Origin of the sequence: Myxococcus sp. AM010, from assembly GCF_013372585.1 — a bacterium.
GTDB lineage: Bacteria > Myxococcota > Myxococcia > Myxococcales > Myxococcaceae > Myxococcus > Myxococcus vastator.
Window position 1 is genome coordinate 86,525 of the sequence record NZ_JABXEO010000019.1, and the last position, 22,523, is coordinate 109,047.

The 22,523-nt window shown below is 69.6% G+C and carries 21 protein-coding genes; 11 read left to right on the top strand and 10 right to left on the bottom strand.

The window, feature by feature from the left end:
* Positions 1–129 precede the first annotated feature (129 nt).
* The 3 genes from HV826_RS12495 (at position 130) to HV826_RS12505 (ending at position 4,302) form a co-directional block, all read left to right on the top strand.
* A complete protein-coding gene (locus tag HV826_RS12495; protein ID WP_255217180.1) occupies positions 130–1,401 on the top strand; it encodes a winged helix DNA-binding domain-containing protein in 1,272 nt (423 codons plus the stop codon).
* Between the two features lie 141 nt (positions 1,402–1,542).
* Positions 1,543–2,859 (top strand): family 16 glycosylhydrolase, encoded by a 1,317-nt coding sequence (locus tag HV826_RS12500; protein WP_176417241.1) that lies wholly within the window; start codon positions 1,543–1,545, stop codon positions 2,857–2,859.
* A gap of 21 nt (positions 2,860–2,880) precedes the next feature.
* Positions 2,881–4,302: an RICIN domain-containing protein gene (locus tag HV826_RS12505; RefSeq protein WP_176417242.1), complete on the top strand. Its 1,422-nt coding sequence runs from the start codon at positions 2,881–2,883 to the stop codon at positions 4,300–4,302.
* Between the two features lie 73 nt (positions 4,303–4,375).
* On the opposite strand, the gene HV826_RS12510 is transcribed toward HV826_RS12505, so the two are convergent.
* On the bottom strand, positions 4,376–5,263 hold the full coding sequence (locus tag HV826_RS12510) for an RNA polymerase factor sigma-32 (protein ID WP_163777306.1): 888 nt from the start codon (positions 5,261–5,263) through the stop codon (positions 4,376–4,378).
* Between the two features lie 313 nt (positions 5,264–5,576).
* On the opposite strand from HV826_RS12510, the gene HV826_RS12515 reads away from it, so the two are divergent.
* Together HV826_RS12515 and HV826_RS12520 are read left to right on the top strand one after the other, a co-directional pair.
* Complete coding sequence (locus HV826_RS12515; protein ID WP_176417243.1) at positions 5,577–6,032, top strand: hypothetical protein; 456 nt, start codon at positions 5,577–5,579, stop codon at positions 6,030–6,032.
* Between the two features lie 121 nt (positions 6,033–6,153).
* Positions 6,154–7,101: a hypothetical protein gene (locus HV826_RS12520; RefSeq protein ID WP_176417244.1), complete on the top strand. Its 948-nt coding sequence runs from the start codon at positions 6,154–6,156 to the stop codon at positions 7,099–7,101.
* A 10-nt stretch (positions 7,102–7,111) separates the two neighbouring features.
* Here the strand turns inward: HV826_RS12520 and HV826_RS12525 are convergent, their stop codons facing one another.
* The 5 genes from HV826_RS12525 to HV826_RS12545 form a co-directional block, all read right to left on the bottom strand.
* Complete coding sequence (locus tag HV826_RS12525; RefSeq protein ID WP_176417245.1) at positions 7,112–7,678, bottom strand: imm11 family protein; 567 nt, start codon at positions 7,676–7,678, stop codon at positions 7,112–7,114.
* The gene (locus HV826_RS12530) at positions 7,605–7,976 is read right to left on the bottom strand and encodes an AHH domain-containing protein (protein WP_368670901.1); all 372 of its coding nucleotides are present in this window, start codon (positions 7,974–7,976) and stop codon (positions 7,605–7,607) included. The genes HV826_RS12525 and HV826_RS12530 overlap by 74 nt, the downstream gene beginning before the upstream one ends.
* 86 nt (positions 7,977–8,062) lie before the next feature.
* Positions 8,063–8,638, bottom strand: a complete 576-nt coding sequence (locus HV826_RS12535; protein WP_255217181.1) for a DUF1579 domain-containing protein — start codon at positions 8,636–8,638, stop codon at positions 8,063–8,065.
* A 232-nt stretch (positions 8,639–8,870) separates the two neighbouring features.
* Positions 8,871–9,614 (bottom strand): SDR family oxidoreductase, encoded by a 744-nt coding sequence (locus tag HV826_RS12540; RefSeq protein ID WP_176417247.1) that lies wholly within the window; start codon positions 9,612–9,614, stop codon positions 8,871–8,873.
* Positions 9,611–9,820 carry a hypothetical protein gene (locus tag HV826_RS12545; RefSeq protein ID WP_176417248.1) on the bottom strand — a complete coding sequence of 70 codons (210 nt, stop codon included), beginning with the start codon at positions 9,818–9,820 and terminating at the stop codon, positions 9,611–9,613. The genes HV826_RS12540 and HV826_RS12545 overlap by 4 nt, the downstream gene beginning before the upstream one ends.
* Positions 9,821–9,959: 139 nt before the next feature.
* Here HV826_RS12545 and HV826_RS12550 point away from each other — a divergent pair, with 139 nt between their 5' ends.
* Positions 9,960–10,856 (top strand): AraC family transcriptional regulator, encoded by an 897-nt coding sequence (locus tag HV826_RS12550; protein WP_176417249.1) that lies wholly within the window; start codon positions 9,960–9,962, stop codon positions 10,854–10,856.
* A gap of 42 nt (positions 10,857–10,898) precedes the next feature.
* Here HV826_RS12550 and HV826_RS12555 read toward each other — a convergent pair whose 3' ends face one another.
* Positions 10,899–12,191 carry an AAA family ATPase gene (locus HV826_RS12555; protein WP_176417250.1) on the bottom strand — a complete coding sequence of 431 codons (1,293 nt, stop codon included), beginning with the start codon at positions 12,189–12,191 and terminating at the stop codon, positions 10,899–10,901.
* A gap of 219 nt (positions 12,192–12,410) precedes the next feature.
* On the opposite strand from HV826_RS12555, the gene HV826_RS12560 reads away from it, so the two are divergent.
* Entirely contained in the window at positions 12,411–13,268 is an 858-nt protein-coding gene (locus tag HV826_RS12560; RefSeq protein ID WP_176417251.1) for a DUF2911 domain-containing protein, read from the top strand.
* 22 nt (positions 13,269–13,290) lie between these two features.
* On the opposite strand, the gene bshA is transcribed toward HV826_RS12560, so the two are convergent.
* The 3 genes from bshA to bshC are packed head-to-tail and all read right to left on the bottom strand — an operon-like array spanning position 13,291 to position 16,927.
* Positions 13,291–14,454, bottom strand: coding sequence for an N-acetyl-alpha-D-glucosaminyl L-malate synthase BshA (bshA, locus tag HV826_RS12565; protein ID WP_176417252.1), 1,164 nt, complete (start codon positions 14,452–14,454; stop codon positions 13,291–13,293).
* Complete coding sequence (bshB1, locus tag HV826_RS12570) at positions 14,451–15,257, bottom strand: bacillithiol biosynthesis deacetylase BshB1 (protein WP_176417253.1); 807 nt, start codon at positions 15,255–15,257, stop codon at positions 14,451–14,453. The genes bshA and bshB1 overlap by 4 nt, the downstream gene beginning before the upstream one ends.
* Positions 15,254–16,927, bottom strand: a complete 1,674-nt coding sequence (gene bshC / locus HV826_RS12575) for a bacillithiol biosynthesis cysteine-adding enzyme BshC (RefSeq protein ID WP_176417254.1) — start codon at positions 16,925–16,927, stop codon at positions 15,254–15,256. The genes bshB1 and bshC overlap by 4 nt, the downstream gene beginning before the upstream one ends.
* Positions 16,928–17,021: 94 nt before the next feature.
* On the opposite strand from bshC, the gene HV826_RS12580 reads away from it, so the two are divergent.
* The 4 genes from HV826_RS12580 to HV826_RS12595 all read left to right on the top strand — a co-directional run bounded on the left by HV826_RS12580 (position 17,022) and on the right by HV826_RS12595 (position 22,515).
* Positions 17,022–19,505, top strand: a complete 2,484-nt coding sequence (locus HV826_RS12580; RefSeq protein ID WP_176417255.1) for a PIG-L family deacetylase — start codon at positions 17,022–17,024, stop codon at positions 19,503–19,505.
* Positions 19,502–19,681: a hypothetical protein gene (locus HV826_RS12585; RefSeq protein ID WP_176417256.1), complete on the top strand. Its 180-nt coding sequence runs from the start codon at positions 19,502–19,504 to the stop codon at positions 19,679–19,681. The genes HV826_RS12580 and HV826_RS12585 overlap by 4 nt, the downstream gene beginning before the upstream one ends.
* Entirely contained in the window at positions 19,678–21,390 is a 1,713-nt protein-coding gene (locus tag HV826_RS12590; protein WP_176417257.1) for a sodium:solute symporter, read from the top strand. The genes HV826_RS12585 and HV826_RS12590 overlap by 4 nt, the downstream gene beginning before the upstream one ends.
* 93 nt (positions 21,391–21,483) lie before the next feature.
* Complete coding sequence (locus tag HV826_RS12595; RefSeq protein ID WP_176417258.1) at positions 21,484–22,515, top strand: hypothetical protein; 1,032 nt, start codon at positions 21,484–21,486, stop codon at positions 22,513–22,515.
* Positions 22,516–22,523 lie beyond the last annotated feature (8 nt).

Here is a 22,523-nt window from a genome sequence, read left to right on the forward strand (position 1 = left end):
CGGGGCCCAGCGGCTTGCACATTCCTGACATAGGACTGTCAGGGGCGGGTCGCAGGATGGCGTCCACGAAGCCCCTTGGGTTCTCCCGACCCATGGGTGTTCGCATCCCACCCCCAGGTGCCAACCGACATGATTCCCTTCTTGATGATGTTGCCAATGCTCGTCCCCGCGGGTGTCAAACGTGGGCGCACCAGCAAGGCACGGAAGGAGCGGGTGCTGAGTCCGGTGCCTTCACCCACGAAGGAATCAGGAAGCGCGCCGCCTGTCCGTGCCTCCTCGCGGCGGCGGAGCCCGCCGGCCCAGGTCCTGGGGCAGCGGGCCCTCAACCGGGCCCTGCTCCAGCGTCAGTGGCTGTTGCAGCGCTCCCGAGCGGGCGTGGTGGAGGCACTGGAGCACCTGGTGGGGCTCCAGGCCCAGGCCACCCATCCTCCCTACGGTGGATTGTGGATGCGGCTGGAGGGCTTCCAGCAAGAGGCGCTGACCCGGCTCATCACCGAGCGCCAGGTGGTGCGCGCCGGGATGATGCGCGGGACGCTGCACCTGGTGACCGCGCGAGACTGCCTCGCGCTGCGTCCCGTGCTGCAAGCCGCGCTGGACAGGGGGCTGAAGCACGCCTCCCATGGCAAGCAGCTTGCGGGCGTGGACGTCCAGGCGCTGGTGGCGCGGGGGCGGGCGCTGCTGGAGGCGTGTCCCAGTCCTCGCGGTGAGCTGGGCCAGCGGCTCCAGGAGCAGTGGCCCGGCCATGATGCGAGCGCCCTGAGCATGGGCTTCTCGAGCCTGGTGCCGCTCGCCGTGGTGCCGCCCTGTGGAACGTGGGGCCATGGCGAGCGGATGGTGTACGCCACCGCTGAGTCCTGGCTCGGCCAGCGCTTCGAGGCCGCCGCGCCGCCAGACGCGCTGGTGCTGCGCTACCTCGCCGCGTTTGGCCCCGCCAGCGTCAGGGATTTGCAGGCCTGGTCGGGCCTGTCACGCATGGGCGCTGTCCTGGAGCGGTTGAGGCCCGGACTGCGCACCTTCCGTGACGAGCACGGCGTCGAGCTGTTCGACGCCCCCGAGGCCCGGAGGCCCGACCCGGACACCCCCGCGCCCGTCCGCTTCCTGTCCGAGTTCGACAGCGTGCTGCTGGCCCACGCGGACCGCACGCGCATCATCTCCGATGCCGCTCGCAAGCGGGTCTTCACCACCAACGGCATCGTGCGTCCCACCCTCCTCGTCGATGGCTTCGTTCGAGGAACCTGGCGCATTGAACGTGCGCGTGGCACCGCGACCTTGTGCATCACGCCCTTCGCGCGGCTGTCGCGCGAGGACCGCGCCGCGCTGAGCGACGAGGGCGCGAGGCTGCTCGCCTTCGCCGCCGCGGAGGCCCGGCGCGCCGACCTCCGCTTCGAGCGGGTGGGGTGAGGGCACCGGGAGCAGGCCTCCCCAGTCCCGCTCCATGCAAAAGAGCCGTGTCTCCATAAAACGCCATTTACCTTCAATTCCTGATTTTCAGGTGATATCCGGCGCCCTCTTTCCCGCATTGGGAGTGAGGAGGCACGTCGAATGGCACAGGGACACTCGGTGGTGGTGGGACGTGGCTGGGTGCTGGCGTTGGGACTTGGAGGTCTGCTGGTGGGGTGTTCGCCGGCGGAGGAGGCGGCCTCCGCGGAGGTGAAGTCACCGGAGGTGGCGGCGCGGGCCCAGGGGCTGGCGGCGCCCATCGGGCGGAGCGTCACGCTGAGGGCCTGCTCGACGCAGCAGTTCGTGTCCGCGGACCAGAACCTCGCGAACACGCCGCTGGTGGCGAACCGGGCCACGGCGCAGGACTGGGAGCAGTTCCAGGTGGTGGACGCGGGCGGTGGCCTGGTCGCGCTGCGCTCCGTGTCGTCGGGGCTGTATGTGTCGGCGGACACCAACCTGGGCGGACAGCTCGTCGCCAACCGGAACAGCGTCCAGGACTGGGAGCGCTTCGAGTGGGTGGAGTTTGGCGGCGACTCCGTGGGCCTGAAGGCGCGCAGCAACAACCTCTTCGTGTCCGCGGACACGAACCTGGGCGGGCAGCTCATCGCCAACCGCGCGTCGGCGGGGTGCTGGGAGTCCTTCTCCGTCAGCGTCATTGGCGGCGGCGGCGGTGGCTGGGTGGAGCGCTGGCGTGACGACTTCGACGGCAACAGCATCAACGCCGCCAACTGGTTCGCCAACACCGGCATCCATGTGAACAGCGAGCAGCAGCAGTACACGACGTCGCCGCGGAACATCGAGGTGAGCAACGGGACGCTGAAGCTCATCGCGCGGCACGAGTGGAACAACGGCTATCCCTTCACGTCGGGCCGCCTGGAGAGCGCGGGCAAGCAGGAGTTCGGGCACGGCAAGGTGGAGGCGCGCATCAAGATGCCGGTGGGCCCGGGGCTGTGGCCGGCGTTCTGGATGCTCGGCAACAACATCAACCAGGTCGGCTGGCCGGAGTGCGGTGAGCTCGACATCATGGAGAACGTCGGCTACGCGAACTGGACGTCGGGCGCGCTGCATGGCCCGGGGTACTCCGGCAACACGCCCATCAACCAGCAGTTCTTCCCGAGCTCGCCGGTGAGTGACTGGCACGTCTACGCCACGGAGTTCTCGTCCCAGGACATCAAGTGGTTCATCGACGGCGTGCTGCTGAAGACGGTGACCCGCGCCGAGGTCGAGCGCTACGGCCGCTGGGTCTATGACCGCCCCTACTTCATCATCCTGAACCTGGCGGTGGGAGGCACCTATCCGCACGGCGTCAACGGGGCGACGACGCCGTACTTCGGCGTGCCGCAGTCCACGCTGAACCACATCCGCGACACGGCGCCCGCGTTGGAGGTCGACTGGGTCCGCTATTCCCAATGGCAGTGAGCCGGAAAGGCGCCAGACGTCATGCGAAACGAGCGTGTTTCACTCAAGTCCCTGGCCTTCGCGGCCCTGTGTGTCACCACCCTGCTGGCCTGCTCCGGCGCACCGGATGAGGCGGCGCGAGAAGGAGCGCCCACCGGGAGCTCCGAGCATGCGGCCCTCGCGACGCGCGTGGTGGGGTACCTGCCCACGTGGGCGGGTGACATCAACGCCCTCCAGTACGACAAGCTGACGCACATCAACTACGCCTTCGCGCTGCCCACCGCGCAGGGCGGCCTCACGGGGGTGAGCAGCAACGACGCGCGGCTGCGCTCGCTGGTGCAGACGGCGCATGCGCGCGACGTGAAGGTGCTCATCGCCGTGGGCGGCTGGAACAACGGCGACGACAGCGGCTTCGAGCAGCTGGCCGCCAACGCCTCCACGCGCACCGCGTTCGTGAACAACCTCATCAGCTTCGTCAACGCGGCGGGGTTGGACGGCGTGGACCTGGACTGGGAGTACCCGGACCCGGGGCAGTCGTCGCAGAACTTCGCGGCGCTGGTGCGGGAGCTGGGCGCGGCGCTCCGGGCGCGGGGCAAGCTGCTCACCGCGGCCGTCATCGCCAACGGCTACTACGGCGAGGGCATCCCCACGTCGACGTTCAGCGACTTCGACTTCCTGAACATCATGGCCTACGACGGCGGCCATCCGCATTCGACGTATGAGTTCGCGGTGCAGTCGCTCAACTACTGGGTGAACCGCGGGCTGCCGCGCGCGAAGGCGGTGCTGGGCGTGCCCTTCTATGGCCGCTCGCCGTCGTCCTACGTCAGCTACGCGGAGCTGGTGGGGCGTGACTCCCAGGCGCCCTACAAGGACTGGGTGGGGGACGTGCAGTACAACGGCATCGCCACCATCCAGGCCAAGTCGCGGCTGGCGTTGCAGCAGGGCGGCGGGGTGATGATCTGGGAGCTGTCCCAGGACACGCAGGGCGCCACGTCACTGCTGAGCGCGATCGCGCAGGTGGTGCAGACACCCGGCGGCGGCAACGTGTACCGGCTGGTGAACAAGCTGACGGGCAAGTGCGTGGACATCGACGGCCCGAGCACGGCCGACGGCGCGCTCATCCACCAGTGGGCCTGCCACGGTGGTGCCAGCCAGCAGTGGGCGATGGAGTCCACCGACAACGGCTACGTGCGCTTCGTGTCCCGCCACAGCGGGAAGGCCCTGGACGTGCGGGATGTGAGCACGGCGGACGGTGCCCGGCTCCAGCAGTGGAGCTATTCGGGCGGCGGCAACCAGCAGTTCCGCGCCGTCTCGCTGGGCAACGGCTTCCACCGGCTGGAGGCGCGGCACAGCGGGAAGGTGCTGGACGTGGCGGACTGCTGGACCAGCGGTGACGGCGCGGCCGTGCAGCAGTGGGCGTGGTCCAACAACGATTGCCAGCAGTTCCGGCTCGAGCAGCGCTGAGCCGGTGCGGGGAGGCGGCGCTCCAGCCGGGCCGGGCTGGAGCGCCGTCGTCTTCCCCAGGAAGGTGTGAGGCTCAGGCGTTGAGCGTGCTCTCGTCGACGCCGGCCTCGGCCATCAGCGTGGCCAGCGCGAGCTTGAGCTTGTCCTTCGCGCGAATCTCCAGCTGACGGGCGCGCTCGCGGGAGAAGCCGAAGTGCTCGCCCAGCTCGCTGAGCGTCATCTCCGCGTCACCCATGACGCGCTGCTCGATGATGAAGCGCTCACGCGGGTCCAGGCGGCGCAGGGCGCGCTGCACGAGCTCGCGGGTGAGGTTGGCCTGCTGCCGGTCGGCGACCTCGTCCACCGCGGAGGCGGACTCGGACTCCACGAAGTCCAGGTGCGTGGCGTCGCCGTCCTCGCCCATGGGCGCGTCCAGGGACAAGTCACGGCCGCCCATGCGCTGCTCCATCTCGCGCACCTCGGAGGCCTTCACGTTCAGCTTGCGCGCAATCTCCTCGGCGTTGACGACGTTCGCGTCGCCGGCGCCCAGCTTCTCCAGCTCGCGGCGCGTGCGGGCCAGGCTGAAGAAGAGGCGGCGCTGCGCCTGCGTGGTGCCCAGCTTCACCAAGCTCCAGTTCTTGAGGATGCAGTTCTGGATGTACGCGCGAATCCACCAGACGGCGTAGGAGATGAGGCGGATGCCCTTGTCCGGGTCGAACTTCTGCACGGCCTTCATCAGGCCGATGTTCGCCTCCTGGATGAGGTCCGACATCTTCAGGCCGTAGGAGCGGTACTCGTAGGCCACCTTCACCACGAAGCGGAGGTTCGCCGTCACCAGCTGGTGGCCCGCGGCCAGGTCTCCGTCGCGGAAGCGCCTCGACAGCTCCTGCTCCTTCGGCTGGGTGAGCAGCGGGTACTGGTTGATCTCCGACAGGTAGGTGGAGAGCGAATCAGGGGAGGAGAAGGAGTTGGAAGCCTGCATGGTGTCTCTCGGGGAAAAAGAGATCTGGTTGGGGGACCGCGATGACGCTACGTGGGGGTTGCCCTTTGCGACCCGCGTGCCAAGGGGTGGCACCACCGTTTCCAAGTGAATCCAGGGGTTTGCATCCATGCTGCCCCATGCTTAAGGGCGGTAATCGGTCGTTTTTACAGCCGGCCTCACGGAAGTCTCTTCCGAACGTTGACTGGCCAACGGCGCTGTTGGCCCGGAGGGCAGGCAGGTGGGAGCGGGCGGGCGGGGCCCTTCCCGGAGGCCCGCTGTGTCGTGCCCGGTGCGTCGTCGCCACCTTGATGGGATGGGGGACCTCTTCCAGCTCTTCGCCGTCTCCGCCGTGGTGATGGGCGTGTCGCAGACGCTGTCCCGGGAGCGCATCTTCGCGCCGATGCGCGCGCGGCTGGGGGGCAAGGACTCCTGGCTGGGCTACCTGGTGTCGTGCCCCTACTGCGTGTCGCACTACGTGGCGTTCGTCCTGGTGCCGCTCACGGGGACGGCCGTCATCCGGGTGACGGTGGGGGGCTGGCCGGGCTACGTGCTCAGCTGGGTGCTGTCCACGCTGCTCATCACCGTCATCGCGGCGTTCTTCCGGGTGGTGTTCTGGTTCGTGGATGAGACGCAGGGCCTGGTGAAGCGGCGCCAGCGCACGGAAGAAGAGGAGACGGCCACGCGGCGCCTCCATCGCGAGCAGGCGGAGCAGACGCTGAATCACCACGACCCTGATTCACATGAGCCCTCACCGCCCGTGCCGCATTGATGCGATGCGTCGCGTGCCCTCTGTGTGGATCGACCTGGGTGAGGTGAGGAGGACGCAACTTCCCTCCGGGCGCTTGAGAAGATGAGGGGAACACCCGTCCCCCACCGGGCAGGAGGTCCTCGTGAGCACCATTGACCGCAGCCGCAGCGCCGTCACCCCTCCGACTGTGAAGGCGCCCACGGCGGCTCCGAAGAACGCCCTGTTGGGCGGGGTGGTGGAGGCCATCAAGGGCGGCATCGCGGACGTGCCCCGCTTCATCGAGATGGGCAAGGACGTCTTCCAGGCCGCGCATGTGAGTGAGCTGAAGCGCCTCTTCGGCGGGGACGCGAAGCCGGACCGGATGAATGACGGGAAGTTCGTGGGCGCCAAGGGGCAGACGTTTCCGCCCGGCACGCCGCTGAAGGATGTCCCGGGCGTGACGCCGCTGGACAACCCGAACCCGTCGAAGACGGTTCTCTACGTCAACGGCATCATGACGCCGACGTCGGGCCAGCTGAGTGAGATGCAGGCCATCGCGGAGACGGCGGACGCGAAGGTGGTGGGGATTCACAACGCGACGCAGGGGCTGGTGGCGGACCTGGCGCAGTGTGTGGGGGACAAGCTGGACAAGGGCCGCAACCCCGCGGTGGATACGCTGGCGGACACGCTCTACGGCGAGCTGAAGGCGGGCCGTGAGGTGCACCTGATGGGGTACAGCCAGGGCGGCCTCATCACCGCGCGGGCGCTGGATGACGTGGCGAAGCGGCTGCGCATCGAAGACGGCATGTCCCCGGCGCAGGTGGAGAAGACGCTGGGCAAGCTGAGCGTGGAGACCTTCGGCGCGGCGTCCACGCGGTATGTGGATGGGCCCAAGTACGTGCACTACGTCAACAACGCGGACCCGGTGCCCACGCTCACGGGCCTGGGCGGGAGCGTGGACCCGACGGCGTTCCTGAAGGACGCGGGCAAGGGCGCGGTGGTGCACCGGTTCACGGCTGGCAATGCGAACCCCATCAGCAATCACATGCTGGACACGCTGTACATGAAGCACCGCGTGGACTTCGACCAGGCTCGGGCGGGGCAGTTCTAGTTTGTGAGGATTACACCGGCGTGAACTTCACGCCGGTGGCCTGGAGGCGCTCCAGGGCGTGTTTGATTTCCTCGGCGACGATGAGGGCTCCCGTCCAGCCCTCGGGCCTGAGCACCCTGGCGTTTCCTGCTTTTGTCTCGTCGATGCGCAAATCACGCACAGAGGCGTAGTGTCCCACCTTCTCGGGCACTCCGTCTTCATCCGTCCACAGCCGGATGCGCGAGGCCTTCTCGTCGATACAGCGGATGAGGCGGGTTGCTACCAGAATCAGGTACTGGTCTGGGTGGCCCTGGATGTCCACGGGGATGAGCTGCACGTCTCCTGGAGCCAGCTCCGTGAAGAGGGCCGCCACCTTGACGTGGACGACTGGGATTCGGACCCCCGCCTCCGTGAAGTCCAACGGTCGGCCTGGCTCTTCGATGGGGATTTTCAGCCGCCCCTTCACCTGGACGGGGGCTCCCTGCCCGAATCGGTCGGGGTCACGCAGCTCGCGGCCCTTGGTGTCAGCGGGCGTATCCAGGTGCCCGCGTCCGGGGACCTGGACCTCGTCGTGCAATTCGAAGAAGCGCCGAGACATAGGAGGGAATCCAGGGTGTTGCTCCTCGGGTGGGGAGCAGGTTCAGCTCGGTGCCGCGAGTGGTGACTTCCCTGGCCAGGCGTCTGAGTGCTGATTGTAGGGCTGCACGACACGCTGTGACTGACCGGCAGTGGACCGTCGCGGTATCCAGTTCCGCGAAGACCAGGTCGTGATACCGCTGAGGGTGAGGCCCCAAAGAGCAGACGCTCGCTGAATCTTTGGAAGGCGCTCCTTCCGGCATCCTCGTGGAGCCCGGTTGGAACGCTCTGGCCCGCGAGTGCTTGGCCACGCTGGGCATTCCAGCGCCTCCCGAAGGATGGGAGTCCTTCGAGGGGTGGCGTGTCGGCAGTGAGTGAGAGGGTATGCGTTCGAAGTGCTCGACTCTCACTTCTTGCAGGACAAATCATACCCGGTGTTCCAGGTCCGGCCATCCAGCGAGTACTGGCCACGCATGTTCATCATGCCTGGTGAAACGACATGCTCTGTGTCCCGGATCTTCATCTCGCCCATGGGACCGCTCGACTCCCCGAGCCAGGTGATGCCGTCCGTGGACGAAGCCCTGGCGTGACCGCCCAGGTTGTCGACAATGACATTCACCCATGTGCTCGATGCCGCGTCGAACGTGCGGTACGAGGTGAACTTGTATTTGTACTCGCCGGACAACACCACGAAGTCGGTGCGCAGCCATGCCTTGTCGAGGTCGGGCCTGACCTCCAGGGTGACCTCGCTGGGGCTCGCGCCACCTGGCCCATGGACCGAACCGGTGCAGGTCCACGTCCCCGCCAGGGCTTTGGCGGAGTCAAGCCGCGCGGACTCGACCGTTGAGGTCGAGGCTTCCGCAGCGACAGCATTGGGGGCAGCGGCAGGCGCCTGCCCGCCCATTGGGACAGCCTCGGGGTCTTCCGGCCACTTCGAAGCGCTGCCTCGACATCCGAGCAGACCGGCAATGGCGATGAACATGAATGCGGACGGACGTATGAACATGCATTCCTCGGGCAGAATAGTGGTGCAGCCGAGTTGCATCTGAGGCGGTCAGTCGCCATGCGGAAAGAGCGCCGTTTACGCCCGATTCGGCGGATCCTACGGTGCTCTTGGTTGGGACGGGTCAACTCCCAAGCGGCGGGCTCGGAGCGCCAGCCAACGCCGAGCAGCAGATACTCGCGAAGCGATGTCCATGCATCGTTGAACCTGCTCACGCCGATTGAGCCAGCGCGACGGCGTCGGGACCCGCGGGGAAGCGGAGCTGCTCCGACGTGTCGTTCGCGGCGAGCCAGACCGCTTCGGCCACGTCGGACTCGCGCGTCACCGCGGCCGGCTGTCCGAAGGACGCGAAGATGCGCTGTGCGAAGGGCGCATACGGCTCAGGGAACAGCCCCTCCATGCGGGGGCCGCCGTTGCTGGTGAAGCGGGTGCTCGGGCAATAGCCCGGCTCGACGAGCTTCACGCGCAGGTTGAAGGCCTCGAGTTCGAACGCGAGCGACGCCGTGAACCCTTCGATGGCCACCTTGCTCGCGGTGTACACCGCCACCAGCGGCATCGGCGACAGCGTCGCGCTGGACGTCACGTTCACGACCACTCCCGACCTGCGTGCGCGAAACAGGGGCAGCACCGCCTGCGTCATCGCCATCACACCGAAGACGTTGGTCTCGAACACGTCGCGCACCGTGGCCATCGGCGTCGCCTCGAAGGCCCCCATCAGCCCGATGCCCGCGTTGTTGACGAGCACGTCGATGGGGCCGCTCGCCTCCAGCGCCGCCGCGATGCTCTCCGGCTTCGTCACGTCGAGCGGCACCACGCGCAGCCGCTCCGACCGGGGGAGGACGTCCTCGCGTGGCGTTCGCATGGTAGCGACCACGTTCCAGCCCCGCGCATGGAAATGGCGCGCGGTCTCAAGCCCGTAGCCGGAGGAGCAACCCGTGATGAGCACCGTCTTCATGACAACCCTCCCACGTTGAGCTTGCCGCCGACGGGCACTTCGTCCTGATACCGAGGCTCGCCAGTGACGAGCGGGGCGAGCTCCGTGAGAAGCGCCTGGGCCCGTGGGTCCACGCCGCGCGTCGCGGTGAGCAACAGGGCCGCCAGCTCATCGCCGCGCCCCGGGAACGCAGTCATTGTCGCCCGGAATCCGTACGTCGCTTTCATGTCGACTCCTTGCATTGCCGCGATTCGCGCGGCGTCGATAATCCCAAGGTACTCGCGGCCGACAGGACGCTCCACCACGTAGGGTCCGTATTTCTTTCGCGAGCGTCCGGGCATACAGTGCCGCGCCACCCCTCTGCCCATGACCGACCCTCTCTCGGAAGTCATTGCCCTGCTTCAACCACGAGCCGTCTTCTCGAAGGGCATCAGCGGCGCGGGCCGCTGGGGTGTCCGCTACTCGGACTTTGGCCAGCCGAGCTTCTGCGCCGTGCTCGAAGGGCGCTGCCGACTCGCTGTCGACGGCCAGCCCGCCATCACGCTCGAGGCTGGCGATTTCGTGCTCCTGCCGGCGACGCCGGGCTTCGCCATGTCCGGCTTCGAACCGGTGGCGCTCCAGCGAATCAATCCCAAGACGACGCCCGCGCCGAAGGGGGAGGTGCGTCACGGCACGCGTGGCGGCCGTCCTGATGTGCGCCTGCTCGGTGGTTACTTCATCTTCGACTCACCTGACGCGGCCCTGATGGTGTCGTTGCTTCCGGCCATGGTGCACGTGCGAGGCGTGGAGCGGCTCTCGGTGCTGGTACGACTCGTCGGCGACGAGACGGGCGCGCAGCGCTCGGGCCGCGACCTCGTGCTCTCGCGCCTCGTGGAGCTGCTGCTCATCGAGGCGCTGCGGTCGACATCGAGCGACGACGCGCCTCCTGGCCTCCTGCGCGGCCTGGCGGATGCGCGGCTCGCACCCGCGATACGGCAGATGCACGGTCACCTCACGCGGCAGTGGACAGTGGCACAGCTCGCGAAGAGCGCGGCGCTCTCGCGCTCGGCGTTTTTTGAGCGCTTTACGCGCACCGTGGGGCTCCCCCCAATGGAGTACCTGCTGGACTGGCGGATGGCCGTTGCGAGGGGGCTGCTTCGCCGCCGGGAGCTCGCCATCGCCGAGGTCGCCGAGCGCGTCGGGTACAGCTCGGCGAGCACCTTCAGCACGGCGTTCAGTCGACGTGTGGGCCAGTCTCCGGGGCGCTATGCACGGGCAAGCTAGGCGGTATGCCCCGCGTCGGAGCGTGTGCTCGGGCGTGATGGCTCACCAGAGCGCCTGCTGGCGCAGCAGCTCCGCCAGCGGGTGTGCGCCCAGCCCGTGCGCGTCGAAGAGCCGGCCCGCGGCCTCGTGCGTGGGATTTCTCCACGCGATGCGCTCCGGCCCGTCCTCTTGGGTGTTTCCACACAGCAGGAGCGAGGCCCGCAGGACCTCGGCCGACGGGAAGAGCGTGTGCTCGAAGAGGAGGGGATTCTGGCTGGTGAGGAACACCTGCCGTGCCCCCAGCTCCCGCATGCTCGCCTCCACCCAGCGTGGGTGCAGGCCATTCGCCAGCTCATCCGCGATGGCGAAGTCCTCATTCACATCCAGGTAGTACAGCAGCGACAGCAATCGCTTCTGGCCGAAGCCCAGCGCCTCATGCGTCATCACCCGGCCGTCGCGCCGCGTGAACTCGAAGCCGAAGCCTCCAAAGCCCACGCGCCCGCCGTTCTCGAACGAGCGCTTCTCCACCACCTCCACACGGAAGCGGCCCGCCTCGAAGCCCGCCAGCGCGACGAACTTCGCCAGGAAGCTGCCTTCGCGCGCGTCGTGCGTCAGCTCGAGCACGTCCGTGACAGACGGCTGCTCCATCCGCTCGCGCAGCCACCCCGGCATCCACGTGGGCAGCGCCATCAGCCCCAGCGGGAACACTTCGCCGTCCCGTACCTCCATGGCGTAGCGGATGGCGCCGATGCGCTCGAACATCCCCAGCGCTTCATCGAACCGCTGCGGCGCCAGCAGGAACGTGCGGCGCAGCAGCTCCTTGAGCCGCTCCTTCATCCCCGCGTCGATGTACTGCGCCGCCATGAACAGCAGCGTCCACACCGACCGGTCCAGCAGCGACCAGTGCATGCTCCGCGACCACACCGCCTCGCCGTCCACCTTGCAGTCCATGCCCGCGGCGTCCGCGCGCATCACCAACCTGGCCGACGGTGAATGGAACCGCACGTCCACCTCGATGCGCGGGTGCAGCGAGGACTCCAGCGCGGGCGTGCGCAGCGGCATCAGCGCGGAGCCCTTTCGCGGCGGCGCCTCCGAGTCTGGCGCCGGCGCGTTCTCCTCGTTCCGGACGAAGACGTGCAGCTTCATGCCCGGAAACGCCAGGTCGTACTCCAGCGCGAACGGCTCGTGGAGGAGGCCGGAGAAGTCCGAGCCGAGCACCGTGGAGATGAGCTCCAGGAGCGTTGTCCTGCCGGTGCCGTTCTCCCCCAACACCAGGTTGTACGACGGGCTGAACACCAGCGAGGTGCCAGGGGCGACGTTCCGGTAGTGGTGGACCTCGAGCCGCGTGAGCTTCATGGGTCTCCTCGGCGCGCAGCATGGCCAGGGTGGACGCGTGGAGGAACCACGCAATGTCACGGAATGTCCACCTCCCTTCGTATGTAGAGGGCGCCCGAGCCCCTCCCTGGCCGATCGCCGCATGACGCGGTGCGGGCCAAGGTGGAACGTGAGGTGGAGCCAGACCTCGTCTATACACTCCACCGGCTCTGCGACCCCTCCCGGGTCGGAAAGGATGAAGTGAGGACGATGAAGAACCAGCTTCTCGGCTGTATGGCCTCCGCGCTCATGACCCTGTCGGCGATGCCCGCGCTGGCGCAGCTCAAGCTGCCGGCCCCCAGCCCCGCGGCGAAGGTGATGCAGGAGGTGGGCGTCTCAGAGATTTCCGTCGAATATTCCAGCCCCGCCGTGAAGGGCCGGAAGGTCTGGGGCGAGCTGGTCCCCAACGACAAGGCGTGGCGCAGCGGCGCCAACGCGGCGACGAAGATTACCTTCAGCCACCCCGTCACCTTCGGCGGCAAGGCCGTCCCGGCGGGCTCGTACGCCATCGTCAGCCTGCCCTCGCAGAAGGGCTGGAAGGTGATGCTGAACACGGACCTGGGGCTGTGGCGGGGCGGCGCGCCCTATGACGCCTCCAAGGACGTGGCCGCGGTGAGCGCCACCACCACGGCGATTCCGGCGCGCGAGCGCCTGACGTACCTCTTCACCGACACCACGGACACCGGCACGCGGCTGGACCTGGAGTGGGAGAAGCTGCGCGTCTCCGTGCCCATCACCGTGGACACGGCGGCCCTCGCGAAGGCCAACATCGAGCAGGCGGAGAAGAGCACGGCCAGCATGCACGCGAGCGCCGCCGCCTATCTGGCGGGCACCGCCAAGAACCACGCCGCCGCGCTGAAGCACGCCGACGCGGCCGTGGCCGCCAACCCCACCTGGTACACCCACTGGATTCGCGCGGACGTCCTGTCGCAGATGGGCAAGTACGCCGAGGCCCGCAAGGCCGCGCAGGCCGCGTGGGACCTGGGGCAGAAGGACAAGAACTTCTTCTACCGTGACCAGGTCTCCAAGGCGCTGGCGGAGTGGAAGAACAAGAAGTAGCCCGCCGCGCTCCCGGGGCTCCTCAGCGACGGAGGGGCCCCGTCAGGAGCCGGCGGTAGAGCGCCTCGTAGCGGTCGACAGCGGGCTCCTTCTGGAAGCGCTCAAGGACCCGCGCCCGCGCGCGATGTGAGAAGCCCTGCCAGCGCTCCGCGTCCTCGACCAGCGTGAGCACGTGCCGGGCCATGGCCGGGACGTCACCCAGCGGCGCCAGGAAGCCTGTCTCGCCGTGCGTGACGAGCTCCGGGATTCCGCCCAGGTCGCTGGCCACCACGGGGATGCCGCAGCTGAGCGCCTCCAGCGCGGCGAGCCCGAAGCTCTCCTGCTCGCTGGGGAGCAGGAAGACGTCGGAGGCGGCGAGCAGCTCCTCGAAGCGGTCCTGCTTGCCGAGGAACGCGACGCGGCCCTCCAGGCCCTTCTCCCGCAGCATCCGCTCCACGGGCGAGCGCTCCGGGCCGTCTCCCACCATCACCAGCCGGCAGGGACGGTGGCGGTGGACCTCGGTGAAGATGGCGGCCACGTCGGTGATGCGCTTCACCGGCCGGAAGTTGGAGACGTGGACGAGCACCGGCTCATGGTCGTGCAGGGCCGGGAAGAGCGCGCGCAGGCAGGCGCGGTCTCTCACCGGTGCATAGCGCGCGGTGTCCACGAAGTTGGTGATGACGTCGATGTGGACGCTCTCGGGGATGTCGAAGCCCCGCCACGTCGCGCGGCGCAGGTAGGCGGACGGCACCGTCACCGCGTCGCTGCGCATGATGGAGAAGCGCGTAATCGGCAGGTAGCTGGGGTCGATTCCCACCAGCGTGGTGTCCGTCCCGTGCAGCGTGGTGACGACGCGCGGCGCCCTGTGGCCCAGCACCTCGCGCGCCATCCACGCGGCGGTGGCGTGGGGCACCGCGTAGTGGACGTGCAGGATGTCCAGGCGCTCGTAGCTGGCGACCTCAATCATCTTGGAGGCCAGCGCGATGGGATAGGTGCTGGACTGCTGGAGCGCCGGGTAGTCGCTCTCCGTCACCTCGTGGAAGACGACCTTCCGGTTCGCGCCATGGAGGCGCACCGGCAAGTCCCGGGCGATGAAGTGGACGCGGTGGCCCCGGTCCGCCATCGCGAGGCCAATCTCCGTGGCGACCATGCCGCTGCCTCCGAAGGTCGGAAAGCAGGTGATGGCCACGTTGAGCGGGGCATTCATGTGCGTGCCGGAAAGAACAGGGGCCGGGCGAAGCTATTCCTGCGGAAGTGGTCGAGCGGGTCGGCCAGTCCCAGCGTCTCGCGGAGGACGTAGGGCTCGCCGTGGGTGACGCCAATCCGCGCGCCATAGAAGCGATCCCTGGCCTCCAGCGAGGACAGCGACAGCGGTGAGCCCACCAGCGTGGGCGGCGCGTCCGGGCGGGGCTGCACCTGACTGGCGTAGCAGTGCACCGCCGCCAGCTTGCGCTCGTAGATGGCGGAGACGTCCACGACGACGCTGGGCTCGGCCAGATGCCGCAGCGGGTAGTAGAGGACCTGCCGCGGCGTGAAGGGCTCCGCGGCGGGCTCCGCGTCGAACTTGCGCACGCCCGCGAAGAAGAGGGCGCGCGTCACCAGCGCACTGGCCGCCTCGTGGTCCGGGTGCCGCTCCTGCTCCCAGGGCACCACGACGAGCTCCGGACGCAGGCGGCGCAGCGCTTCCACCACGCGGGCCACGGCGGCGGTGCGGGCGCGCTCGGGCTCGGGCGCGTCGAAGCCCGCCCACGGATTGAGCCAGCCGTCGGGCAGCTCCAGGTTCTCCCGGTGGGCCAGGCCCAGCGCGCGGGTGGCGGCCTCCGTCTCCTCCGCGCGGGACTGGAGCGTGCCGCGCGAGCTCTTCTCGCCGCGCGTCAGGTCGACGATGCCGGTGCGGTAGCCTCGGGTGGCCATGCTCGCCAGCAGCCCGCCGCAGAACAGCTCCACGTCATCCGGGTGGGGGCCGAAGGCGAGCACGTCGATGCCGTAGGCGGTGTCGTTCGCGCTCATGGCGTCAGGTCCTTCGAGTCACCGGAGAAGGGGACACACGCGTCCAGCACCAACCGGGTGAAGGCGCGCGTCCCGATGCGGCAGGCGAAGTAGGGCAGCCCGAGGACACGCTCCTGGGGCGCGTCCTCCGGGAAGAGGAAGGTGCGCAGGCGGTCCACCTGTTCGGCCGCCGTGGCATCGCGCCGGGCGAGCGCGCGGCGGTAGCGGCCCGTCAGCCGGGCCACCGCGACCCGCACCGTGCCCTGGGTGCGGCGCAGCGCGTCCTGGAGGTTCGCGTCCACCGCCGACACCTGTCCGGCGACGCGCTCCAGCTCGGAGGAGAACGCGCCGAAGAGGCGGGCCTCCAGGGCCTCGGGCGTCTCCAGCGGCTCCGCGGCATTGCGCGTGGCCAGCCGCGTGAGCAGCGCGTCGCGCGGCACGTTCACCTCATCCGGCTGGAGCCCCACCTTGCCCAGCCACCGGCGCGCGCGGTCATCGAGCACGCGGAAGCGGGCCCGGGGAATGGCGAGCGGCATCGGCCGGCCCGCGTGGGCGTAGAGCGGCGCCAGTTGCGCGAAGTAGGCCAGCTCGCCCGGGCCACCGACATACGCGGCCGTGGGGAGCCAGGTGTCCTGGAGGAGGGGACGCAGCAGCGCGGACGTGGTGAAGCGCAGCGGCTCGCGCTCCAGGGCCGCGTGCAGCGCGTCCTGGGTGATGGCGCGGCGCTCCGGGTGGCCCACCAGGCTCCACGCGCCCGCTTCCGCCGGGTCCAAGCGGTAGCGCGGGCCATCGAGCGCATCCGGAGAGAAGAAGCTGAGCGGCGAGCCCGGACGGACGTGGACCTGCACCGTGTAGCCCGCGCGGGTGAGCGCCTCCGCTCGGGCCGCGAGCACCGAGGAGAGCGCCTCCGCCTCCTGCAGTGCGAAGCGATGCACGGGCGCGGCCAGCGGCGCCAGCCGTGCGTCTCGCGGGTCGAGGAAGACGAGCCCCTCGTCGGCGAAGAGGGATGACAGCACGTCGGTGAAGGCGCCCGCGAGCGTGGCTTCGGGACGGTAGGCCCGCTCCAGCAGGGAGAGGAACTCCTCCGCGTGGGGTTCTGCCTCCAGCTCGGCGCGGAGGGTGGCCAGGGCGGGGAGGACGCTCGGTCCCAGGTGGCGATGGGCGATGGGCGCTCGAGACGTTGCCGCATCCGGAAGCTCGAGCGCCAGGCGACAGGGCCCTCCGCCCGGGCGTGGGAGGACACAGTGGTCAATCTCCGGGAGGTCGTGGTCCTCCGTCTGGAGCCAGAAGACGGGAACACAGGGCCGGCCGGTTTCTTCCCGAAGCGCGCGCGCCGTGACGATGGCGGACGCCGCCTTGTAGAGCGTGTACAGCGGGCCCAGGAAGAGGCCCATCTGCTGCCCCGTCACCACCGCCACGGTGCCGGGCCGCGCGAGCAGCGCGAAGTTGCGCTCCCGGGCGGGGCTGGGCGCGAGGCGCGCGTTCTGCGCGGCGAGGACGTCCAGCAACGCGGGCGACACCGTGCGCGTCGCGGCGGCGGCCACGGCCCGGGCGCGCGCCTCAGGGTGTCGATAGTCGTCGGGAAGGAAGGAGCGCGCGGACGCATCTCCGCGAAGCCACGCGGTCGAGAACGAGGACGTCACGGCATGTCGTGATAACAGGTCGGGGCGGGCGCGCCACCGGAAGTGCACGCTCGCACGTCGTGTGCGGCCGTGGCGGCGGGTGTCATCCCGCAACGAACGTGAGCCGCGCGCGAGGAAGAGGCCTGTTATAGGGTCCGCCCGAATGCGGAACCTGCTCCTCGGAATGACGCTGGCCATGAGCCTTGGAATCGGGTCGACGGCGGTGGCGCGGCCTCCCCGGCAGCTCCATGCGGGTGAAATCGCGGCGGGCCTGAAGCGGCTCGGCGTGACGGGCAGCGTGCTCTATGTCGCGGCCCACCCGGACGACGAGAACACGCGCCTGCTCGCGTGGCTGGTGGGCGCGCGCGGCCTGCGCGCGGGGTACCTGTCCGTGACGCGCGGCGATGGTGGGCAGAACCTCATCGGCACCGAGCAGGACGCCCTGCTGGGGCTCATCCGCACGCACGAGCTGCTCGCCGCGCGGAGCGTGGACGGCGCGGAGCAGCTCTTCACGCGGGCGCGGGACTTCGGCTACTCGAAGAGCGCGGAAGAGGCGCTGCGCATCTGGGGACATGAAGAGGTGCTGGCGGATGTGGTGCTCGCCATCCGCCGCTTCCAGCCGGACGTCATCATCACCCGCTTCACCACGAAGCCGCCGAACCACGGCCACCACACGGCCTCCGCGCTGCTGGCGGCGGAGGCCTTCATCGCCGCCGCCGACCCGAAGCGCTTCCCGGAGCAGCTCTCCGAGGTGAAGCCGTGGAAGGCGGACCGCCTGCTGCAGAACGCCTCCTCGTGGTGGTTCAAGCCCGACGAGGACCTGTCCCGCTACGTGAAGCTGGAGGTGGGCGGCTACGACGCGCTGCTCGGGCGGTCGTGGGGCGAGGTGGCCGCGGAGAGCCGCAGCCAGCACAAGAGCCAGGGCTTCGGCCAGGCCGCGGACCGGGGCCCCAGCACGGAGTACTTCACGCCGCTGGCGGGGACGCTCCCGAAGCGCGACGTGTTCGAGGGGCTCGACTTCTCCTGGAGGCGTTGGAAGGGCTCCGACGCTGTGTCCCGCGCGGTGGCCGCCGCGACGAAGGCGTTCGACGCGCGCGCCCCTCACCGCTCCCTGCTCGCGCTCGTCCGCGTCCACGAGGCGCTGACCGCGCTGCCGGACACCCACCCGTGGAAGGCGCCCAAGCTGCGTGAGACGGAGGCGCTCATCGCCGCCTGCGCGGGGCTGTTCCTGGAGGTGCGCGCCGCCGCGCCCACGGGCATCCCGGGGCTGCCGGTGGCGTTGGACGTGGTGGCGCTGAACCGCTCACCCGCCGCCGTCGAGTGGGTGGGGCTGACGCTGCCGGGCGAGAAGCCCGAGGCCGTGGGGAAGGCGCTGGGGGCGAACGCGCCCTTGAAGCTGTCGCGCACGGTGACGCTGCCGGCGACGGCGCCCATCTCCACGCCCTACTGGCTCCGCGAGCCCGTCACCGGGGGGCGCTACACGCTCGAGGGCGAGGACCGCGCGCTCACCGGCCAGCCGGAGGGCGTCCCCGCGCTGTCGGTGGCGTTCGACTACCAGGTGGCGGGCCGGCGCTTCCGCGCGGTGCGTCCGGTGGTCTACGTCTGGACGGACCCGGTGCGCGGCGAACTCTACCGTGACTTCGAGGTCGTCCCGCCCGTCACCGCCACGCTGGCGCAGGACGTGCTCATGTTCCCCAACGGCGAGTCCCGCGCCGTGCCGGTGGTGCTGGCCGCGGGGATGGACCAGGTGCCGGGCACGGTGCGGATGGTGGCGCCGCCCGGCTGGCGCGTGGAGCCCGCGTCGGTCGAGTTCAAGCTCGCGGCGCGCGGAGACGAGCGCACCATCACCTTCCAGGTGACGCCGCCCCAGGGCTCGACGCGGAAGGCGGACCTCTCCGTGGACGTCGACGTGGGAGACCGCGCCTGGTCCTGGCGTGCCCGCTCCGTGTCCCATCCCCACATCCCGCCGCTGACGGTGCGCCATCCGTCCACGGCCACGGCGGTGCCTCTCTCCCTGGCCATGAAGGGCAAGCGCATCGGCTACATCCCCGGGCCGGGCGACCGCGTCGCGGAGAGCCTGAGCGCGGTGGGCTACGAGGTGACGCTGCTCCCCGAGGAGCGGCTGGCCCGGGAGAAGCTGGAGCGCTTCGACGCCATCCTCGTGGGGGTGCGCGCCTTCAACGCCAACACGCACCTCATCGTCCACCGGGAGCGGCTGCTCCAGTACGTGGAAGGCGGCGGGCGGCTGGTGGTGCAGTACAACACCAACAGCCGCGTGGGGCCGCTCACGTCCTTCGTCGGGCCCTATCCGCTGGAGCTTGGCCGCGAGCGCGTGACGGATGAGACGGCGGTGATGACGCCGCTGCGCGCCGATGAGCCGCTGCTGCGCGCGCCGAATGCGCTGACGGCCGCGGACTTCGAGGGCTGGGTGCAGGAGCGCGGCCTCTACTTCGCGTCGTCATGGGACGCTCGCTACCAGCCTGTCTTCGCCATGCACGATGCCGGCGAGGCGCCGCTCCAGGGCTCGCTGCTGGTCGCCCGCCATGGCAAGGGCACGTTCGTCTACACGGGCCTCGCCTTCTTCCGTCAGCTCCCCGCCGGGGTCCCCGGCGCCTACCGCCTGCTAGCCAACATCCTCTCTCAATGAGCACCGCTCCCAACCTGACCCCTCGTGAGCCCGTCGGCGACGCCCCCGCGCACCGGCCCGAGCTCGATGACGCGCCGCCGCTGCTGGGCTCGTGGCGCAACATCTACCTCCTGGTGCTGGGCACCTTCGTCCTGTTCGTCGCCACGTTCTGGGTGCTCACCGAGGTGTACGCGTGACGGGGCTCGACTGGCTCGTCCTTGGCGGGACGATTGCGTCCATCGTGGCGTGGGGCCTCTGGAAGTCCCGGGGGACGGCCACCAGCGACGAGTACCTGCGCGGTGGCCGTGAGCTGAAGTGGCCCACCATTGGCCTGGGCGTCATGGCCACGCAGGCCAGCGCCGTCACCTTCCTCTCCGTCCCCGGGCAGGCCTACGAAGACGGGATGCGCTTCGTGCAGTTCTACTTCGGACTGCCGATCGCGATGGTCATCATCAGCGCCGTCTTCGTGCCCATCTACTACCGGCTGAACGTCATCACCGCGTACGAATACCTGGAGTCGCGGTTCGACCTGAAGACGCGGCTGCTGGGCGCCTTCCTCTTCCTCATCCAGCGCGGGCTGGCCGCGGGCATCACCATCTACGCGCCGGCCATCATCCTCTCCACCATCCTCGGCTGGCCCCTGGAGCCCACGGTCATCGCCATGGGCGCGCTCGTCATCCTCTACACGGTGACGGGCGGCTCCAAGGCGGTGAGCCAGACGCAGAAGCAGCAGATGGTGGTGATGATGGGCGGCATGGTGGTGGCCGCCGCGGTCATCCTCTGGCGCTTGCCGGAGCATGTGTCGTTCGGCAAGGCAGTGGACGTCGCGGGCGCGTTCGGCCGGATGAACCTGGTGAGCTTCGACTTCGACATGCAGGACCGCTACAACTTCTGGTCCGGCATCACGGGCGGGCTGTTCCTGTCACTGTCGTACTTCGGCACGGACCAGTCCCAGGTGGGCCGCTACCTGACGGGCCGCTCCATCGCCGAGAGCCGGCTGGGGCTGCTCTTCAACGGCGTGCTGAAAATCCCGATGCAGTTCCTCATCCTCTTCGTCGGGATTCTCGTCTTCGTCTTCTACCAGTTCAGCACGCCGCCGCTGCTCTTCAACGAGACGCTGCGCACCCGCGTGCAGGGCACGGCGCAGGCGGCCGAGTACGCCGCGCTGGAGGAGAAGTGGGAGCAGGTCCAGTCCGGCAAGCGCGTGGAGGTGGAGCGCTACCTGTCGGCCGTCGAGTCGGGCGACGTGGCGGCTGGCGAGGCGTCGCGGGCGCTGCTCCAGGGCGCGGCGCGGCAGGCGAGCGCGGTCCGCGAGGAGGCCAAGGACATGGTGGCGCGCGCGCTCCCGGGCGCGGAGACGAAGGACTCGGACTACATCTTCATCGCCTTCGTGAAGCGCTGGTTGCCCAGCGGGCTGTTCGGGTTGCTCATCGCCGTCATCCTGTCCGCGGCCATGAGCTCCATCGCCAGCGAGCTGACGGCGTTGGGGACCACCACGACGGTGGACTTCTACCGGCGGGTGTTCCAGCCCGGCGCCTCGGACCGGCACGTGCTGGTGGCGTCCAAGCTGTTCACCGTGTTCTGGGGACTGGTCGCCGTGGCCTTCGCGACCTTCGCGTCGCTCCTGGACAACCTCATCCAGGCCATCAACATCCTGGGCTCCATCTTCTACGGCACGGTGCTGGGCATCTTCCTGGTGGCCTTCTTCGTGAAACAGGTGCGCGGCCACGCCGTGTTCGCGGCGGCCGTCATCTCCCAGGCGACGGTGATCGCCCTCTTCTTCCTCTCCGACGTGGGCTACCTCTGGTTCAACGTCATCGGCTGCGCGCTGGTGGTGACGCTGAGCCTGGTGATGCAGGCCGTCCTGCCGCGCGGCGAGACGCCGGCCCCGGCCACGGGGGCCTGAGTCCGCGACGCCCAGGGCGGTGAAGGCCGGGAGGCGTCCGGGAAGGGGCGCCGGCCCGGCCTTGCAGTATGCTCGCCTGGGAGAGGGACGGACATGTCTGACGGGAAGAGGCGACCCGGTCGCCCGGGGCGTTCCGAGGCGCCACGCAGCGCGCCGGAGGAGGACGAGGACGCGACGCGGGACATTCCGCTCCTCACGCGCCCCGAGGAGACGCGCCTGGGGCCCATGGAGCCCCGCTTCGAGGAGACGCGCCTGGGCCCGGTGGAGCCGCTCACCGAGGAGACGCGGCTGGGCCCCGTGGCGTCCTTCTCCCAGGAGGAGGACCTGCCCCCCTTGGAGCCTCCCGCGCTGGAGACGCGGATGGGGGCCGTCCCACCCGCCAGGGCGGGCCGCTCGGGCCGCGCCGCCCGGAGCGCGCGGACCGAGCCGCCAGCGCCGCGCTCCACCGAGGTCCACACGGACGTCATGCCTCCGAAGCCTCCCAGGCAGCGCGCCAGCCCGCTGAAGGCCAGCGCGGCCCCCGCCAGCGTGGGCGTGGTGCGCCTGAGCCCGCTGGAGCCCCTGGGCGCGAAGGTGGTGGCCGCCGAGGAGGAGGCGCCCGCGCTGCGGACGATGTTCGCGAACCACTCGGCGCTGCTGGCCGAGCAGCTCCGCGACGCGCTGTCGACGAAGCTGTATGGCCGGGGCCCGCACCGGGTGCTGCGCATCGACGAGCCGGAGGGGCCCAGCACCGCGGGCGGGAAGCTGGCGCGGCAGGCCATCTCCCTGGTGCCTCGCAAGGGTGAGGGGACCTCGCTGACGTGCGGCTGGGTGGACGTGTCCAAGCGCGAGGCCCAGCTCCGCAGCTTCGAGGCGGTGGCGAAGCGGTACGCGCTTCAGCACGGCGAGCCGCTGGAGCTGCAGGCCGAGGAGTACGAGCGCTTCCTCTCAGACGTCGAAGCGGTGCTCATCCAGGCCGTCATCAAGGTCCGCGTCATCGTCCCCGAGGAAGGGGGCGCGGTGCGCGTCGCGGGCCCTTCCGCCTCCACCCGCGCGAAGGGCGTCCCGCCCCTCTGGGCGGGACTGCTGGCCGTGCTGGCCTTCGTGCTGGGCCTGCTCGCGGGGCGGATGGGGGCGGGCGGCTGAGCTACGCC